The sequence below is a fragment of the Saccharopolyspora sp. CA-218241 genome (assembly GCF_050954615.1).
Lineage (GTDB): Bacteria > Actinomycetota > Actinomycetes > Mycobacteriales > Pseudonocardiaceae > Saccharopolyspora > Saccharopolyspora cebuensis.
The window spans coordinates 4,031,382-4,047,385 of record NZ_CP191860.1 but is presented as its reverse complement, the minus strand read 5'-3'; the positions used below and the strand labels follow the sequence as shown (position 1 = coordinate 4,047,385).

Below are 16,004 nucleotides of genomic sequence, written 5' to 3'. Positions count from 1 at the left end.
ACGAAGGTGCCCCTCATTCAGTTCACCACCGGGTGTCGGCGCGGTGGACGCCCGGCTCGCCCCACCCGCGGGGCTCCTCACCCTTTCGTGACGTGAGTGAGGGGCAACCCTGTACCGCGTGATGTGGGCCAGGGTCCCCCTCACCTCGTTGTCCTCCGGCGGGGGTCATGCCGGGGTGTCGGCGAGCAGGGCGGTGAGCTCGACCCGGGAGCGCAGGCCCAGCTTGGTGAAGATGTTGCGCAGGTGGTGGTCCACCGTGCGGTGGCTGATGTGCAGCCGCTCGCCGATCTCCCGGTTCGTGGCGCCCTCGGCGACCAGCCGGCACACCGCGGCCTGCTGCGGGGTGAGCTCCAGGCGTCGCGGCGCGCGCGGTTCCGGGGTGCTGACCCCCGTGGCGCGCAGCTCGGCGCCCGCCTTGGCGGCCCAGCCGCGGGCGCCGTGCTCCCGGAAGATCGTCCACGCCTCGTCGAGCAGCTCCCGGGCGCGGCGCGGCTCGCGGTTGCGGCGCAACCGGGTCGCGTAGAGCAGTTCGGTCTTGGCCAGCTCGACCGGTGTGCTGCTGGTGCGGTGCAGCTCGATCGCGGCGTGGAACCGCTCGTCGGCGTCCCCGGCCCGCTCGGCCAGCAGGCCGTGGCAGCGGTGCGACAGCGCCAGCCGCGCCGGGCTGGCCGTGGTGCTGGCCCACTCGTCGAAGACCCGCAGCGATCGGCTCGCCCGGTCCCGCTCGCCGCAGTGCACCGCGGCCTCCACGTAGTGCGGTGTCGCCAGCACCCGCACCACCGGGTTCGCGCCGTTGCCCGGGGTCCGCAGCCGCCGCATCGCGTCGGCCGGGCGGCCGGCGGCCAGCTCGGCGCAGCCCATCGCCCACAGGCCGAACGCGCCGGGCCGCCCCAGCCCGCGGCTGGCGACGCCCTCGCCGAAGGCGTCGGCCAACCGGTCCCACGCCTCCGCCCGATCCCCGCGCAGCGCCGCCACCAGCGCGAGCAGCGCGCGGTGGTCGATCGCGCAGTTGCGCTGCCCGGCGGCGCGGGCCAGCCGGAGCCCGTCGAGGGCGCTGGTCTCGGCGTCGTCGTAGCGGTCCAGCAGCAGCGCCGACAACGACAGGTACACCAGCGCCCACGGCAGCCGCGCGATCTGGCCGCGCGCCCGCGCGTCCACCACCGCGCGGTGCGCCAGCTCGTGCGCCCGCAGCGGATCGCCCAGCGCGAAGGCCGCCTGGCTGGCCAGGATCGACCTCACCGGGTCGGCGGCCCGCTCGACCAGCGCCAGCACCCGCCGCAGGGCGGGGACCGCCTGCCGGTGCCTGCCCTGGAACAGCGCCGCCATCCCGCCGAGGTGCTCGAAGACCAGCGCGGTGCCGGGCGGTTCGCCGCCGTCGGCGGCCAGCCGCCGCCGCAGCCGGGCACCGTCCTCGGCGTACTCGGCGTAGCGCGCGTAGTCCCCGGCCACGCAGCTGGCCTCCCCGGCCAGCACCAGCGCGTGCAGGGCGAGCTCCCGGTCGGTGTCCAGCAGCCGGTCCAGCGCGCCGTGCAACTGGTGGTGCGCGGCGGCGGGCATCCCGTCGAGCAGCTCCGCTTCGCCCAGCACCAGGTCCGCCAGGCCCCGGGTGCGCGCCGACCCGATCAGCGGCCGGGCCCGGCGGGCGAGCGAGCGGGCCCGCCCCGCCCGGCCGTCGAGCAGGGCGTCGCGTCCGGCGGTGAGCAGCAGCCCGGCCGCGACGTCGGGATCGGTGCTCAGCGCGGCGGCCCGCCCGGCGGCCTCGGCGGCCACCGCGTGCCGCCCGGTGCGGCGGGCGCGCTCGGCGGTGCGCACCAGCGCCTCGGTGACCCCCTCGGCCGGTCGGTCCCCGGCGCGCACCCGGTGCCACTCGGCGCGCAGGCCCGTCGTGGCGCGGGCGAGCCGCCGGTGGACCTCCGGGTCAGGTGCCGCGGCGCGCAGGCAGGCGCGGGCCAGCGCGTTCGGCGGGTGCGCGCGGTCGCCGGTGACCACGACCAACCCGGCGCGCTCGGCCGCATCGAGCTCGTCGAGCCCGTCGCAGGCCGCCGCGAGCACGTCCAGGTCGACACCGGGCTCGGCGGCGGTGGTCAGCGCCAGCAGCCGCGCCCGGGGACCGGCGTCGGCCAGCGCGCGGCGCAGCGCCCGCCGGTACCGGCTGCGGGCGGGCAGCAGCGGCGGCACCGGGACCAGCCCGGCCGCCTGCCCGGCGGTGAGCGCGGTGGCGGCGTCGACGAGCGCGAGCGGGTTGCCCCCGGCGCGCGCCACCAGCTCCGCCGCCACCACCGGGTCCAGCCGGTGCCCGCAGCGGTCGGCCAGCAGCCGGTGGCACGCCTGCTCGTCCACGGCGCCCAGCGGCAGCCCCGGCACCCCGGCCAGCGGGCCGTCCGCGGTCTCCGGGTCGGCGGCGAACAGCAGCGCGAACGGTCCGCCCGCCGCCCGGCGCGCGGCGAACCCCAGCGCGTCCAGCGATGCGGCGTCCAGCTCGGCGGCGTCGTCCACGCAGCACACCAGCGGTCGGGCGCCGAGCAGCGCCACCAGCCGGTCGCCGCCGAGCGCGGGCGGTCCGGCCAATCCGGCGGCCCGCAGCAGCCGGTCGAGCCCGGCGAACGGGATCTCCCGCTCCGCCCGCACACCGCCGATCCGCACCGCCCGGCACGGCGATTCGGCGCGCACCAGCTCCAGCAGCGCGGACCGGCCGCTGCCCGCCGCACCGGTGATCACCAGCGCACCACCGGCACCGCCGCGCACCCGGTCGAGGACGTCGCGCAGGGCAGCCGTCTCCCGATCCCGACCGTGCAGCACCGCATCGGACATGACGCCAGTGTGTCCCCGGGATGACCGGCGCGGAACAGGCCCAACGCAGCAATCACCGGCGTCCGGCCGCGCGGAACCGGTGATTTCGCCGATGCCCCGGGCACCTCGCCGTCGCGACGCTGACCGCCGTCCCCCTTCCCCCGAATTCACCAGGAGGGCCGATGCGTCGGCTGTTCGGAGTCCTGTTAGCCGCGCTGGCGATGGTCGTGGTCGGGCCACCGCTGGTCGCCGGCGCCGCCGGGAGCCACCCGGTGGTCTTCGTCCACGGCTACACCGGCAGCGCCTCGAACTGGGCGTTCGCCGAAGCCCAGTTCCGCCTCAACGGCTACGGCTCGGCGGATCTGCACCCGTTCGAGTACGACTGGAGCCAGTCCAACGAGACCAGCGCCGCCGAACTGGGCGCGTTCATCGACCAGGTGCGGGCCGAGACCGGTGCCGACCAGGTCGACATCGTGAACCACTCGATGGGCGGGCTGGTCACCCGCTGGTACATGAAGGAGCTCGGCGGCGTCGAGAACGTCGCGCACTGGGCGTCGCTGGCCGGGGCCAACCAGGGCACCACCTTCGCCAGCGCCTGCCTGCAGTACGCCTCGTGCCGCGAGATGATGCCGAACTCGCCGTTCGAGGTGCGGCTCAACTCCGGTGACCAGACGCCGGGCGACGCCGCCTACGCGACCTGGTACTCGCCGTGCGACGGCATCATCGTCCCCTACACCAACACCCGGGTCGAGGGCGCCGACAACAACCTGGTCGCCTGCGAGACGCACATCGCGTTCCTCACCGACGCCACCATCCTCGGCGAGGTGATCGACTTCTTCGAGTCCTGATCAGCCGCGGTGCGACGCGTCGGGCGCCTGCTCCGGGAACTCCCGGTGGGCGCCCGGCGTGCCGCGCAGCACCTCGACGCGGTCGGTGCCCGGCCGCTGCAGCACCCAGCTCGACCCGGCCAGCGACTTGGCGGAGTGCTTCAGCGGCGCGAGGCGGCGGGAGGCCTCCTCGTAGCCGCTGACGGTCGTCGGGGTGCACACCAGCGTGGCCAGCGACAGCGTGACCTCCACCCCGCCCGCGCTGCGCGGCGGGTCGAGCAACGCCTCCGCCAGCTTCACCAGGTCGTCGAGGTCGGCGATGAGCAGGAAGTCGTCGCCGCCGACGTGCCCGACGTGCACCGACCCCAGCGCGGTCGCGGCGTCGGTGAGGCTGCGGCCGATGGCCCGGATGAGGTCGTCGCCCGCCGAGAAGCCGACCGTGTCGTTGACCGCCTTGAACCCGTCGATGTCCAGCCAGCTCACCGCGAACACCTCGCCCGCCTCGATGCGGCGGGCCACGTCGCGGGCGATGGCGTCGCTGCCGGGCAGCCGGGTCAGCGGGTTGAGCGCGGCGGCCTCCTCGACCTTCAGGTCGGCCATGCCCCGGATCAGGTCGCCGGCCCGGACCGCGCCCAGGCAGCCGCCGGATTCGTCGACCACCACCGCGTCGTCGTACATCCGGTACGGGTCGGCGCGGGTGACCAGGCTCAGCGCCTCCATCGCGGTGGTGGCGGTGGTGACCACCCGCGGCTCGTCGGCCAGCCGGGACGCCGGGCGGGTGGCGTGCAGCGCGTGCCCGTACGGGCCGGTGACCGCGAGCAGGAACCGGTTGCGGTCGATGGTGTGGCGGGGCCGGTTCCGGTCGTCGACGAGCACCACACCGCTGATCTCGGGGTGATCGGCGAGCACGCCGCGCACCTCGTCGGCGGTGACGTCGAGGGACAGCACCGTCGCGGGGGACAGGAACTCGGTGACCCGGGGGCCGGTGGCCAGCACGTCCAGACCGGGGCCCTGCGGATCGGTGACCTCGGCGGCGACGCCGGGCACGGTGGCCGCCGTCGGCGGGCGGCGCGCGGCCGGGGCCAGCAGCTTGCCCTGCACCAGCCGGACGCCGTGCCGCCGCAGCGCGCTGAGCTGGCGCTCGCTCTCCACGCCTTCGGCGACGAGCCGCCCACCGGTGGCCTCGCACAGGTGGCGGAGGGAGTCGACCAGCGCCACCCGGGCCTCGTCGTCGGGCAGCCCGGTCACCACGGCCCGGTCCAGCTTGACCATCGCGGGGCCCAGGTCGGCGATCAAGGTCAGCGAGGCGTCGCCTTCGCCGATGCCGTCCAGCGCCAGCCCGAAACCCTGCTCGCGCAGCGACCCGGCTGCCGCGACCAGCGCCTTCTGGTCCAGCCGCCCGAACGGTGGGCCGATCTCCAGGGTGACGTCCCGCGGGCGGCGCCCGACCTCGTGCAGCCGGTCCCGCAGCAGCTCCAGCCGGGCCAGGTCGGTCGCGACGGTCCCGCCGAAGAGGTTGAGGTGCAGCGGCAGCAGATTGCCGTGGTCGGCCGCCGCGCTGACCGCGGCCCGCGCCAGCTCCACGTCCAGATCGGTGAGCCGCCGCTCCCGCGCGGCGGTCCGGAACAGGTCCTGCACGTGCGCACCCGCCGGGCGCGCGAGCGCCTCCACCGCCACGATGGCGCCCGTCCGGATGTTGATCAACGGTTGGAAGGCGAAGCGCACCTCGCCCACCAGCGCGTCCACGGTGTCGAGGTCGTTCGCGCTCACGACCCGTCCCCGATCACGGCCTGGTCACCGACAACTCACGTCCTCCCCGTCAACGGAGGATTGCCTTCCCCGGGCACAACCTAGCGCGGTTGACCAGCGGGGAGCACCCACCCGGGCGGGGGCGTGTGGTCATGAACACAACGCAGCGCCGCCGTCACCGTCGGTGCCGGTCGTCAGCGCCCGCCGAGCGCGTGCTCCGCGGTCGGCAGCGCGGCGCCCAGACCCGCGGCGGCCAGCCGGCGCCGGAGCCGCCACGGCGCCGCGCGGAACAGCGCCGACATGGCCGCCGCGGTGGCCACCGGGTCGCGCTCGCCGGCCAGGAAGGCGGTGCGGTGCTGCTCCGGCAGGCCGAAGAACGCCTCGAAGAACCCGGGCACCTCCTCCGGGGGCAGGCCCAGCAGCGCGTGCAGCGCGCGGCGCCGCAGCGCGTGCGCGGCCAGCGCGGGGGGCGGCCACAGGATCGACCAGGCGGCGCGCGCGGCGGCGGCCGGTCCGGAGGTCAGCCGAGCGCTGATCGCGGCGGCCACCCACGGTGCCTGCCGCAACGACGTGGCGACGCTGAACCCGCTCGCCGGGTGGACCAGCCCGGCCGCCGCGCCGAACGGGATCACCCGGCCCGGCCGGGGCAGCGGGTCGTCCACCGGGAACCGGACCCGCTCCTCGTCGAGCACCGCCGATTCCGGGATACCCGCCTCGGCCAGCCGACCGGTGAGCCGCCGCCGCAGCACCGCCAGCGGCAGGCCGGGGCGCCGGGCCAGCGAGGTCTCCTCCAGCAGCACCCGGCCGCCGCCGAGCCGCACCCCGTACTGGAACGTCGGCCAGCCGCCCCGGGTGGCGGGCGCCGGCCGCCAGTCCATGAACAGCCCCGCGCCGGGGGCGAGCCGCCCGGCCGCGTCGGCCTCGTCGAGCACCGCGCCGACCGCGGTCTGCTGGGCCGGGGTGCGCGCGGGCCGACCGTCGCTGAGCACCCGGGCGGCCCCGGTGGCGTCCACCACCACGGCCGCGGCGAGCCGCTGCCCGCTGCGCAGCACCAGCGTCGATCCGGTCGGGCCGTGCTCGGCGGTGGCGGCGCGCCCGGTCACCTCTCGCACGTCGGGACGCCACAGGTGCTTCCACAGGCCCGTGCAGTCCAGCACCGCGTAGCGCCGGTCCCACCGGTGCTCGGTGGTGCCCACCAGGTGCATCCGTTCCATCACCGCGGCCACCGCCGAATCGGGCAGCGCCGGGAACTCGTCGACCCAGCCCGCGTAGGTGTGCGGCCAGACCCGTCGCGGCGCCGGGTCCACCAGCGCCACCCGCAGCCCGGTATCGCTGCAGGCCGCAGCCACGGCGCGGCCCGCGGGCCCGCCGCCCACCACCACAACGTCCACGAGGAGAGCCTTTCCAACGACACCGCGTCGCGCACCCCGGGACCGAGCGCGCACCCGCATCAGATCACGGTCCGCCGCCGGGGGCGGCTAACGTGGGCCCATGCACGACGAACCGCTCCGGACCAGCCGCCGCAGCGGTCTGCCCGGACTCCGCAAGCTGCCCGGCGACCTCGCCGCGAGCCCGTTCCGGGGCGACCGGGACCGGGTCTCCGGCTCGGCGTTCTTCGCCCGGCTCGGCGGCGTCACGCAGGTCGTCAGCCCCAGCGGTTCCGGTCTGCTGCTGCACAACCGGCTGACCCACAGCCTCAAGGTCGCGCAGGTGAGCCGGGCCATCGCCGAGCGGTTGCTCGGCGACCCGGCGGACGTGGCGCGGGTGGACCGGCTCGGCGGGCTGGACCTGGACGTGGTGGAGGCCGCCGGGCTCGGCCACGACCTCGGGCACCCGCCGTTCGGGCACCTCGGCGAGGCGGTGCTGGACCGGCTGGCCCGGGACCACTTCGCGCTGCCCGACGGTTTCGAGGGCAACGCCCAGACGTTCCGGGTGATCACCCGGCTGGACGTGCGGGGCAACGAGGACGACGGCCTGGACCTCACCGCCGCGGTGCGCGCCGCGCTGCTGAAGTACCCGTGGACCCGGCTGTCCCGGCCCGACCCGCACCCGAGGCACCTGCCCGCGCCGCCGCGCGGGGCGGGTGAGCCGCCGGAGGCGCCCGGCACCGGCTCGGCCAAGTTCTCCTGCTACGTCACCGAGCTGGGCGACCTGACCGGCGCCCGGGCGGCCTTCGACGGCCGGCTCGAACCGTGGCAGCAGACCGTCGAGGCGTCGGTGATGGACACCGCCGACGACATCGCCTACGCCATCCACGACCTGGAGGACTTCCACCGGGTCGGCATCCTGCAGCACACCACCGTCTCGCACGAGCTCACCGAGTGGCTCGGGCGCGCGCTGGAGTTCGCCGGGCGCTCCGAGGCCGAGCTGATCGGGGGGCGCCCGGGGCAGTCGCTGGAGCTGCTGCGCCGCAGGCTCCGCGACAAGGACTCCTGGATCGCCGACGACGACGCCTTCACCGGCGCGGTGAAGAAGGTGGTCACCAACCTGGTCGGCAAGCTGCTGGAGATGCCGTTCGACCGGTCCCGGCAGGCCGAGCAGGCGGTGGCGGCGTTCTCCGGCGAGTGGACCCGGCGGCTGGTGGAGGGCGTCCGGGTGGAGCCGTCGCCGACCACCCGGTCCGGGCACGTCGCGCTGTCCACCGAGCAGTGGCACGAGGTGCAGGTCCTCAAGTTCGTGCACCGGCGCTTCGTCCTGCAACGTCCCGATCTGGCGCTGCACCAGCGCGGCCAGGACCGGTTGCTGACCCAGCTGGTCGAGGCGCTGGACCACTGGCTGATCGACCGCTCGGAATCGTCCCGGCTGCCGCACCGGCTGCGCGACCTGTTCGACCACGCCACCGAGGAGTTCGCCGAGGTCCGGCGCACCGACCCCGAGCTGCTGGTGATGCCGGGGGAGACGTTGCCCACCGGCCGGGCCGGGGCCGAGCACCTGGAGCGGATGGCGCGCGGCCGGGCCGTGATCGACTTCGTCGCCTCGCTCACCGATGACCAGGCCGAAGCGCTGCTCGCGGCCCTGTCCGGTCGGACCACGCAGCTGTGGAACGACACCTTCGTGCTGTGAGCCGGGTGCGGGAGCTGCCCGGGGGCGGGCGCGCGGTGGAGGTGGAGCCGGAGCGGCTGGTGGGCTGGTTCGAGCGGTTCGCGGCCCGCCACGGCGGGGTGGAGCGCACCGCGCTGACCGGCGCGCGGGTCGAGGTGCGGGCCGCCGACGGTGCCGCGGCCGGGGTGGCGGTGCCGTTCGGTCCGCTGCCCACCGCACCCGCCGAGCACGCCGGGCTGGCCGTCGACGCCCTGGTGGACCACCTCCGGGCGCCGCGGCGGATCGGTCTGGTGCTGGTGCGGCGCGGCGCGCACAGCGTGGGGGTGGCCGAGGGCGGCCGGGTGGTGCGCTCGAACACCGACCGCCACCTGGTGCAGGGCCGGAGCAAGGCGGGTGGCTGGTCGCAGCAGCGCTTCGCCCGGCGGCGGGAGGGCCAGGGCAAGCGCGCGGTGCGCGACGCCGCCGACGCGGTGGCCGCGGTGCTGCTGCCGGAGCGGCTGGACGCGGTGGTGCTGGGCGGCGACCGGGCGGCGCTGGAGTCACTGCGCGCCGATCCGCGCCTGGCCGGGCTGCTGGCCCGCGCCGAGCCCCGGGTGCTCGACGTGCCCGAACCCCGCCGCGCGGTGCTCGACGAGGCCGCCCGGCGGGCCCGCGCCGTCGAGGTGGAGGTCCGGGACCCGGGGTGATCCGGCGCTCGCGGAATTCGTTCGACAGCGGTCGTTACACTGGGGACGTGGTCAGCTCGCGTTTCGCGGTGCGCGTCCCGCGCGACCGCCCGTCCCTCTCCTAGCGCCGCCGCCCGCCCGGCCGTGCCGGGCGGTGTCCGCGTGCCCGCTCGACCACCCCGCGATCCCGGAGTTTCCCTTGATCTCTGCCACCGGCCTGGAACTGCGCGCCGGCTCCCGCATCCTGCTGTCCGACGCGACCCTGCGCGTCCAGCCCGGCGATCGGGTCGGCCTGGTCGGCCGCAACGGCGCCGGCAAGACCACCACGCTGCGCGTCCTGGCGGGCGAGGGCGAGCCGTACGCGGGCGAGGTGCTGCGCCGCGGTGAGCTGGGTTACCTGCCGCAGGACCCGCGCGAGGGCGACCTCTCGGTGGCGGCCAAGGACCGGGTGCTCTCCGCCCGCGGGCTGGACGAGCTGCTGCGCGACATGGAGAAGGCGCAGACCGAGATGGCCGAGCTGGCCGACGACCGCGCCCGGGACCGGGCCATCACCCGGTACGGCCGGCTGGAGGAGCGCTTCGCCGCGCGCGGCGGGTACGCCGCCGAGAGCGAGGCGGGCCGGATCTGCGGCAACCTCGGGTTGCCGGAGCGGGTGCTCAACCAGCCGCTGCGCACCCTCTCCGGCGGGCAGCGCCGCCGCGTCGAGCTGGCGCGCATCCTGTTCGCGGCCGCCGAGGCGGGACCGGGCGGCCGGTCGGCGACCACGCTGCTGCTCGACGAGCCCACCAACCACCTCGACGCCGACTCGATCAACTGGCTGCGCGAGTTCCTCAAGGCGCACGACGGCGGCCTCGTGGTCATCAGCCACGACGTCGACCTGCTCGACGCGGTGGTGAACAAGGTCTGGTTCCTGGACGCGGTGCGCGGCGAGGCCGACGTCTACAACATGGACTGGAAGCGCTACCAGGAGGCGCGGGCCGCCGACGAGAAGCGCCGCCGCCGGGAGCGCGCCAACGCCGAGAAGAAGGCCGGGGCGCTGATGGCGCAGGCCGACAAGATGCGCGCCAAGGCGACCAAGGCAGTCGCCGCGCAGAACATGGCCCGCCGCGCCGAGAAGCTGCTGGCCGGAGCCGAGGGCGAGCAGGCCCAGGACAAGGTCGCCAGGATCCGCTTCCCGGAACCGGCGGCCTGCGGGCGCACCCCGCTCACCGCCGAGGGCTTGTCCAAGGCCTACGGCTCGCTGGAGATCTTCAGCGGGGTGGACCTGGCCATCGATCGCGGTTCCAAGGTCGTGGTGCTCGGCCTCAACGGTGCGGGCAAGACCACCCTGCTGCGGTTGCTCGGCGGCCTGGAGACCCCCGACGCGGGTGCCGTGGTGGCCGGGCACGGCCTGCGGCGCGGCTACTTCGCGCAGGAGCACGAGACGCTGGACCACGACGCGACGGTGTGGGAGAACGTCCGCACCGCCGCTCCGGACGCCGCCGAGCAGTCCTTGCGCACGCTGCTCGGCGCGTTTCTGTTCAGCGGCGAACAGCTCCAGCAGCCCGCGGGCACCCTCTCCGGCGGCGAGAAGACCCGGCTGGCCCTGGCCGGTCTGGTCTCCAGCGCGGCCAACGTGCTGCTGCTCGACGAGCCGACCAACAACCTCGACCCGGCCAGCCGGGAGCAGGTGCTCGACGCGCTGCGCAGCTTCACCGGGGCCGTCGTGCTGGTCACCCACGACCCGGGCGCGGTCGAGGCGCTGGAGCCCGAGCGCGTGATCCTGCTGCCCGACGGCACCGAGGACCACTGGTCGGCCGAGTACCTCGAGCTGGTCCAGCTCGCCTAGGCGGGGGCCGCCCCGCGGGCGGTGGAACCCGCAGCGGCCCCTTCGCTCCGGGTGCCCCGTCCGGCGCACGGCGTCGGGGCCGTCCTCATGGGAACGCCCCCGCGGCGGTGCCGGTCGAGCGGCTGGGTCGCCCGCCCGACGGCGGTCGCGCGGCGCGCGGTTCCGATGCCGCTGCGCTCGTTGCCGATCTTCGCCGGCGGCCGGATCACGTCTCCACCCGAACGGGTGCCTGCCGGTTCGCAGCACCCGCTGCGCCGCGTGGAGCAGAGCGTTCCGGTGATCGCCACGCGCCGAACTCGACTATTGGCCGATCTTTTTTCCATGATCGCCTGGCGTTCGCGGCTTTCCTGTTCGATCATTGCGCTGACAGGGGTCGCGAGGCCCGACCTGCTCGGAGGGAAGGCGGGGACACCGTGGCTGAGCTGAAGAAAGGTGCGCGCATTACGGGAAGCGCACGGGACAAGCTTGCCAGTGACCTGAGGAAGAAATACGAGAAGGGGGCGAGCATCCGCGCGCTCGCGGAAGCGACTGGCCGTTCTTACGGCTTCGTGCACCGAGTCTTGAGCGAATCCGGTGTGCAACTGCGCGGGCGCGGGGGCGCTACGCGTTCCAAGAAGAAGTGATTTCACCCATCGGTTGTCGCGGTTGACGTCTCGCCGGACGTGGCGGTTCGCTCGTCCGGGTGCGGCGTCGGTCCCGGTCCCCGTCGCATACGGTGTCTGCGGGACGAACGCGACAACACAACGGAGGCCCGCTTGGCGGAGTCGACAGTGGACGCCGACCTGATGGATCGTGGCGGTGTGGGGCTCACGATCCACGGGCGGCGGGCCACGATCACCCTCAACCGCCCGGACAAGCTCAACGCGCAGACGCCGCACACGTGGCAGGCGTTGCGCGAGATCGGGCAGCGGCTCGATCCGGAGGTCCGGGTGGTCGTGGTGCGCGGCGCCGGGGGGTCGTTCTCGGCCGGGCTGGACCGGCGCCTGTTCGGGGCCGAGGACGTCGAGGGCGCACCGGGCCTGGCCGCGCTCGCCGGGCGCCCGACCGAGCAGGCCGACGCGGAGATCGCCGGTTTCCAGCAGGGCTTCAGCTGGCTGCGCGAACCGGAACGGGTGACGATCGCGGCCGTGCACGGCCACGCCATCGGCGCCGGGTTCCAGCTCGCGCTGGCCTGCGACCTGCGCGTGCTCGCCGACGACGCGCGGCTGCGGATGGCCGAGACGGGACTCGGCCTGGTCCCCGATCTGGGTGGCACGCTGCCGCTGGTCCGCGCGGTCGGGTACGCGCGCGCGGTGGAGATCTGCCTGACCGGGCGGGAAGTCGAGGCGGCCGAGGCCCTGCGGATGGGCCTGGCCAACGCGGTGGTCCCGGCCGCGGAATTCGACGCGGCGGTGGACCGCCTCGCCGACGCGGTGTCCGCACCGCCGGTGGGCGCGGTGCGGGAGACGCTGGCGCTGCTGGTCCAGGCCGACGAGATGGTCGACCCGGAGCAGCAGCTCGCCGAGGAGCGGGCCGCGCAGCTCCGCCGGATCGCCGAACTGGCCGGGTGAGACCGAGCGCGCGCCCGGTGCCCCGGGCGCGGCTCCCGGCAGTCGCTCAGCCCAGCGCGGGGATGCGCGGCTGGTAGCGCTCCAGATGGGCCCGGTTGGCCTCATCGCCGTCCGGCACGTTGGAACTGCGCCACAGCGGCAGGTCCGCCGCCTCCGCCAGCTCGTGCGCGCGCACCAGCAGCTGGTTCCACAGCAGCACGTTGGCCAGCGAGGACAGCGGCGCGGTCACCGGTTCGGCCGGCGGGTGGCTGGCGTCGCCGCCGGGCACCAGCGTGTCCAGCACGACGTCGGCCTGCGCGGCGAGGGTGCTCGCGGCGCGGGGCGGTGCGGCGGCCGCCGCGGTCGGGGAGGTCACCGCGATGACGGTCGATCCGGCCGCGCGGGCGGTGGCGGCCAGTTCGACCGGGTACGGGTTGATCCCGGAGTTGGAGAACACGACCAGGACGTCGGTGCCGCCGCGGAAGTCCGCCTCGGCGAGCACCCGCTCGGCCAGTCCCGGGGTGCGCTCGGCGGCGGTGCTGCTGGTCGCGCCGTGCAACGGGAGCAGATCCGGGTGGTACAGCGGGCGCACCGCGGCGAGCCCGCCCGCGCGGTAGAAGGATTCGAGCACCCCGGCCAGCGAGTGCCCGGCGCCCGCGGTGTGCACCAGCCCGTCGGCGCGCACGCAGTCGAGCACGCGGGTGGCGGCGGTGGTGATCCGCTCGGCGTTGAGCCGGGCGACCTCGCGCAGGTGGCGCAGGGTGTGCTCGGTGTGGTCGAGGGTGGTTCCGGCGTCGGTGCGGTGCGGCATGGCGGCTCTTCCCGGTGGAGGACCTGGACGAAGAGGTCTATACCAATGCGGTCCGATCGGGTCAAGACACGCCGCGCCCGGTGCCACCACTGGTGTGGTGTCCCGGTTAGCCTGGTGATCAACGTCTGATCATCGAACCGCCAGGGGACGCATGACGCAGCGAGGCAACCGCCGGGAACTGCTCGCCGACGCCGCGATCGAGGTGCTCGCCCGCGAGGGCGGCCGCGGCTTGACGCACCGCGCCGTGGACCGCGAGGCCGGGGTCCCGGAGGGCACGGCCAAGAACTACCACCCGACCCGCAGCGCGCTGTTCCGCGCGATCGCCCGGCAGATGTCCGAGCAGCACGTCGCGTCGCTGCGGGAGCTGGCCGAGCACGCGCCCGCGGAGCTCACCCCCGACGACGTCGCGGCGCTGTACGCGGCGATGTTGCGCCGGATGACCACCAGCGCCCGCGCGCACTTCCTGGCGCTGTTCGAGCTGCATCTGGAAGCGGTCCGCGACGCCGAAGTGCGCGCCGCGCTCGGCGAGATCGCCCGGGCCAACGCCGACACCGCCGTGCGGCTGCACGGCGCGGTCGGCCGCCGGATGAGCCGCCGCGGCGCCGGCCTGCTCGACGCGGGCCTGCTCGGTGCGGCGCTGTCGGTGCTGAGCCTGCCGCCGGAGGTCGTCGCCGACAGCGGTTTCGACGACCCCGAGGTGCTGGCCAGGGCGCTGCTGTCGCTCGGATCGGTGGAGGACGACCCGGTCGTCGGCGTGCTGCGGGGGCACGCGAGCTGACCCAGGGTGGCGCTGCGGGTGCGGCTCGTGACGAGCGGTAGCCTTTCGCGAGGCGTTGTCGCGGCCGGTCCCGCGACCGGTCGGGTCGTGTCGGCGCCGGACGAATCGCGAGCGCGGGGCCGCCCGGTGGGGACCGTCGCGCTCCCGACCGGAGTGGATGCAGGGAAGGCATGTCGAATCCGTCACCGCAAGCCGAACCCGGCCCGTTGGAGCAGCCCGCCGTCGTCTTCGCGCGGCTGGCCGACGTCCCGATCGATGCCCTGGACAAGTTGATCGAGGCGACCCAGGCCGCCTACGGCGAGCTGAACCAGGTGCACGGCCACCCGTACTGGGGCGACCTGGTGTTCCACCAGGGTTCGGCGATCAAGGCGCTGCGCGAGGCGCGGGAGTGCCTCGTCGGGTTGCGGTCCGAGGCCGTCGGCGCGCGCAACACCGAGCTCGGCGTCACCGTCACCACGGCGGTCGTGGACGGCGAGCGGTTGTTCGCGCACGCCGAGGAGGACAAGGCGCAGCTCGTCGACCGGGTGCTGCGCCCGCAGCGGCCCGGGGCCTGCCACCTCTACGTCTGGGACCGGCCGCACGAGAACCCCGACGCGCCCGGCCCGTACCGGCAGATCCGGATCGTCACCGACCACGAGGCCGAGGTGGGGGTCCTGAACTTCACCGAGGAGTCCGAGGACGGCGAGCTGGAGTCCTGGCACACGCACAGCCCGGAACCGCTGCCGGAGGCCCCCGCGCTGGCCTTCGACGCAGGCAGCACGCTGAAGTTCCCGCGCGACGCCGTGCTGCCGTTCCGCGAGCTGCGCGCGGCGCTCGACGAGTTCACCCGGTCGGGGGCGCGTCCGGAGGCGGTCCGGTGGCAATCCGCCCGGTGGGGCGACCTGTGAGGTTTTCCCGCCCGTCGCGGGGAAAACCGCGCCGCTGGGATTCGCGAAAAGCGTTCGGCGGATCCGGCGGCGCGCCGAACGTGAATTCTGGGAATGGAATCCGCCGAACGCCGCCGGATCGGGTTCTCGCCGCTGTTGCCGCGGGAATGGGAGCGGGATTCTTCCGCTTCGAGGAATGGTGGTTCCACTCCGCGTCGGCGAATCCCGCGTCCTTTCAGCCGTAGATTCCTTCCACGGCCCGCGCCGCGATGGTCGTCACGATCTTGAAGGCCTTCATCGCTTCGGTCATGTCCGGGGCGTCGAATCCGACCCGGCGGACGTCGACGCGTTCCACGGTGGGAATGATCTCGGTGGCCGCGGCGAGCTGCGCCGCGTCGAACTCGACCTCGATCCAGTGCGCCCGGACCTCCGGTGCCGCGCGACCGGCGCGGGCCATCGAGCGTCGCGCCGCCTGCTCGACGAGCTCGGCGGTGCGGGCGGGCGGCAGGCAGCTCGCCGCGTAACGGCTGACGCTCTCCTTGACCACCGCGACCGCCACGCCCGGTGCGTAGTCCGCGGCGTCCGCGCAGGCGCGGTCGTCGCCGGTGATCAGCAGCACCGGGACGCCGTGCTCGGCGGCCAGCGCCGCGTTCAGCCGTCCCTCGCTCGCGCGCACGCCGTCCAGCCAGACCCCGGTGATGGAGCGCTCCAGGTAGGTGTGCGCGAGCACCCCCTCCTCGCCCGCGCCCGCGTGGTAGCCGAGGAACACCACGCCGTCCACCCCGGAATCCACGCCCTGCATCATCGACAGCGGCTTGTGCCGCCCGGTGAGCAGCCGCGCGCGGGGATCGAGCTCCTCGATCAGCAGGTTGCGCTGCGCCGAGTGCGCCTCGTTGACCAGCACGTCGGTCGCGCCGGCGGCGAACAGCCCGGCGAGGCAGGCGTTGGTGTCGCCGGTGAACAGGCGCCGGAAGCGCTGGTAGGGCTCGGTGCCGGGCACCACGTCGTCGGTCCAGGTGACGCCGGTGGCGCCCTCCATGTCCGCGGAGATCAGGATTCGCACGGCGGCCAATCTAGGCGCCGACGGGGCGGTGGGCACGCGGGTGGGCCCGAACCGCC

At 75.1% G+C, this 16,004-nt stretch carries 14 protein-coding genes; 9 read left to right on the top strand and 5 right to left on the bottom strand.

What is annotated here, in order from left to right:
- Nucleotides 1-165: 165 nt before the first annotated feature.
- A complete protein-coding gene (locus tag ACQP0T_RS19220) occupies nt 166-2,811 on the bottom strand; it encodes a LuxR C-terminal-related transcriptional regulator (RefSeq protein WP_433869340.1) in 2,646 nt (881 codons plus the stop codon).
- 161 nt (nt 2,812-2,972) lie between these two features.
- Between ACQP0T_RS19220 and ACQP0T_RS19215 the strand changes: the two genes are divergently transcribed.
- On the top strand, nt 2,973-3,638 hold the full coding sequence (locus ACQP0T_RS19215) for an esterase/lipase family protein (RefSeq protein ID WP_433869339.1): 666 nt from the start codon (nt 2,973-2,975) through the stop codon (nt 3,636-3,638).
- Here the strand turns inward: ACQP0T_RS19215 and ACQP0T_RS19210 are convergent, their stop codons facing one another.
- A complete protein-coding gene (locus tag ACQP0T_RS19210; protein ID WP_433869338.1) occupies nt 3,639-5,387 on the bottom strand; it encodes a GGDEF domain-containing protein in 1,749 nt (582 codons plus the stop codon).
- Between the two features lie 173 nt (nt 5,388-5,560).
- Nucleotides 5,561-6,757 carry a lycopene cyclase family protein gene (locus ACQP0T_RS19205; protein WP_433869337.1) on the bottom strand — a complete coding sequence of 399 codons (1,197 nt, stop codon included), beginning with the start codon at nt 6,755-6,757 and terminating at the stop codon, nt 5,561-5,563.
- Nucleotides 6,758-6,857: 100 nt separating this feature from the next.
- On the opposite strand from ACQP0T_RS19205, the gene ACQP0T_RS19200 reads away from it, so the two are divergent.
- From ACQP0T_RS19200 to ACQP0T_RS19175, 6 genes are all read left to right on the top strand, one after another.
- Nucleotides 6,858-8,429 carry a deoxyguanosinetriphosphate triphosphohydrolase family protein gene (locus ACQP0T_RS19200; RefSeq protein WP_433869336.1) on the top strand — a complete coding sequence of 524 codons (1,572 nt, stop codon included), beginning with the start codon at nt 6,858-6,860 and terminating at the stop codon, nt 8,427-8,429.
- A complete protein-coding gene (locus ACQP0T_RS19195; RefSeq protein ID WP_433869335.1) occupies nt 8,426-9,094 on the top strand; it encodes an acVLRF1 family peptidyl-tRNA hydrolase in 669 nt (222 codons plus the stop codon). Before ACQP0T_RS19200 ends, ACQP0T_RS19195 begins: the two co-directional genes overlap by 4 nt.
- A 178-nt stretch (nt 9,095-9,272) precedes the next feature.
- Nucleotides 9,273-10,901, top strand: coding sequence for an ABC-F family ATP-binding cassette domain-containing protein (locus ACQP0T_RS19190; protein ID WP_433869334.1), 1,629 nt, complete (start codon nt 9,273-9,275; stop codon nt 10,899-10,901).
- Between the two features lie 165 nt (nt 10,902-11,066).
- Nucleotides 11,067-11,327, top strand: coding sequence for a hypothetical protein (locus tag ACQP0T_RS19185; RefSeq protein ID WP_433869333.1), 261 nt, complete (start codon nt 11,067-11,069; stop codon nt 11,325-11,327).
- Nucleotides 11,315-11,524 carry a helix-turn-helix domain-containing protein gene (locus tag ACQP0T_RS19180; protein ID WP_010310662.1) on the top strand — a complete coding sequence of 70 codons (210 nt, stop codon included), beginning with the start codon at nt 11,315-11,317 and terminating at the stop codon, nt 11,522-11,524. Before ACQP0T_RS19185 ends, ACQP0T_RS19180 begins: the two co-directional genes overlap by 13 nt.
- Nucleotides 11,525-11,656: 132 nt before the next feature.
- Nucleotides 11,657-12,451, top strand: a complete 795-nt coding sequence (locus ACQP0T_RS19175) for an enoyl-CoA hydratase/isomerase family protein (protein WP_433869332.1) — start codon at nt 11,657-11,659, stop codon at nt 12,449-12,451.
- A gap of 46 nt (nt 12,452-12,497) precedes the next feature.
- On the opposite strand, the gene ACQP0T_RS19170 is transcribed toward ACQP0T_RS19175, so the two are convergent.
- Nucleotides 12,498-13,241: a sugar isomerase domain-containing protein gene (locus ACQP0T_RS19170; RefSeq protein WP_433869331.1), complete on the bottom strand. Its 744-nt coding sequence runs from the start codon at nt 13,239-13,241 to the stop codon at nt 12,498-12,500.
- A 151-nt stretch (nt 13,242-13,392) separates the two neighbouring features.
- On the opposite strand from ACQP0T_RS19170, the gene ACQP0T_RS19165 reads away from it, so the two are divergent.
- Together ACQP0T_RS19165 and ACQP0T_RS19160 are read left to right on the top strand one after the other, a co-directional pair.
- A complete protein-coding gene (locus tag ACQP0T_RS19165) occupies nt 13,393-14,019 on the top strand; it encodes a TetR/AcrR family transcriptional regulator (protein ID WP_433869330.1) in 627 nt (208 codons plus the stop codon).
- Nucleotides 14,020-14,189: 170 nt separating this feature from the next.
- Nucleotides 14,190-14,906 carry an Imm1 family immunity protein gene (locus ACQP0T_RS19160; RefSeq protein WP_345361952.1) on the top strand — a complete coding sequence of 239 codons (717 nt, stop codon included), beginning with the start codon at nt 14,190-14,192 and terminating at the stop codon, nt 14,904-14,906.
- A gap of 214 nt (nt 14,907-15,120) precedes the next feature.
- Here ACQP0T_RS19160 and ACQP0T_RS19155 read toward each other — a convergent pair whose 3' ends face one another.
- Nucleotides 15,121-15,948 carry a M55 family metallopeptidase gene (locus tag ACQP0T_RS19155; RefSeq protein ID WP_433869329.1) on the bottom strand — a complete coding sequence of 276 codons (828 nt, stop codon included), beginning with the start codon at nt 15,946-15,948 and terminating at the stop codon, nt 15,121-15,123.
- Nucleotides 15,949-16,004 lie beyond the last annotated feature (56 nt).

Coding starts and splice junctions, on each gene's coding strand:
- ACQP0T_RS19220 (WP_433869340.1), bottom strand. CDS start 2,811: ATGTCCGATGCGGTGCTGCACGGTCGGGATCGGGAGACGGCTGCCCTG.
- ACQP0T_RS19215 (WP_433869339.1), top strand. CDS start 2,973: ATGCGTCGGCTGTTCGGAGTCCTGTTAGCCGCGCTGGCGATGGTCGTG.
- ACQP0T_RS19200 (WP_433869336.1), top strand. CDS start 6,858: ATGCACGACGAACCGCTCCGGACCAGCCGCCGCAGCGGTCTGCCCGGA.
- ACQP0T_RS19185 (WP_433869333.1), top strand. CDS start 11,067: ATGCCGCTGCGCTCGTTGCCGATCTTCGCCGGCGGCCGGATCACGTCT.
- ACQP0T_RS19170 (WP_433869331.1), bottom strand. CDS start 13,241: ATGCCGCACCGCACCGACGCCGGAACCACCCTCGACCACACCGAGCAC.
- ACQP0T_RS19165 (WP_433869330.1), top strand. CDS start 13,393: ATGACGCAGCGAGGCAACCGCCGGGAACTGCTCGCCGACGCCGCGATC.
- ACQP0T_RS19160 (WP_345361952.1), top strand. CDS start 14,190: ATGTCGAATCCGTCACCGCAAGCCGAACCCGGCCCGTTGGAGCAGCCC.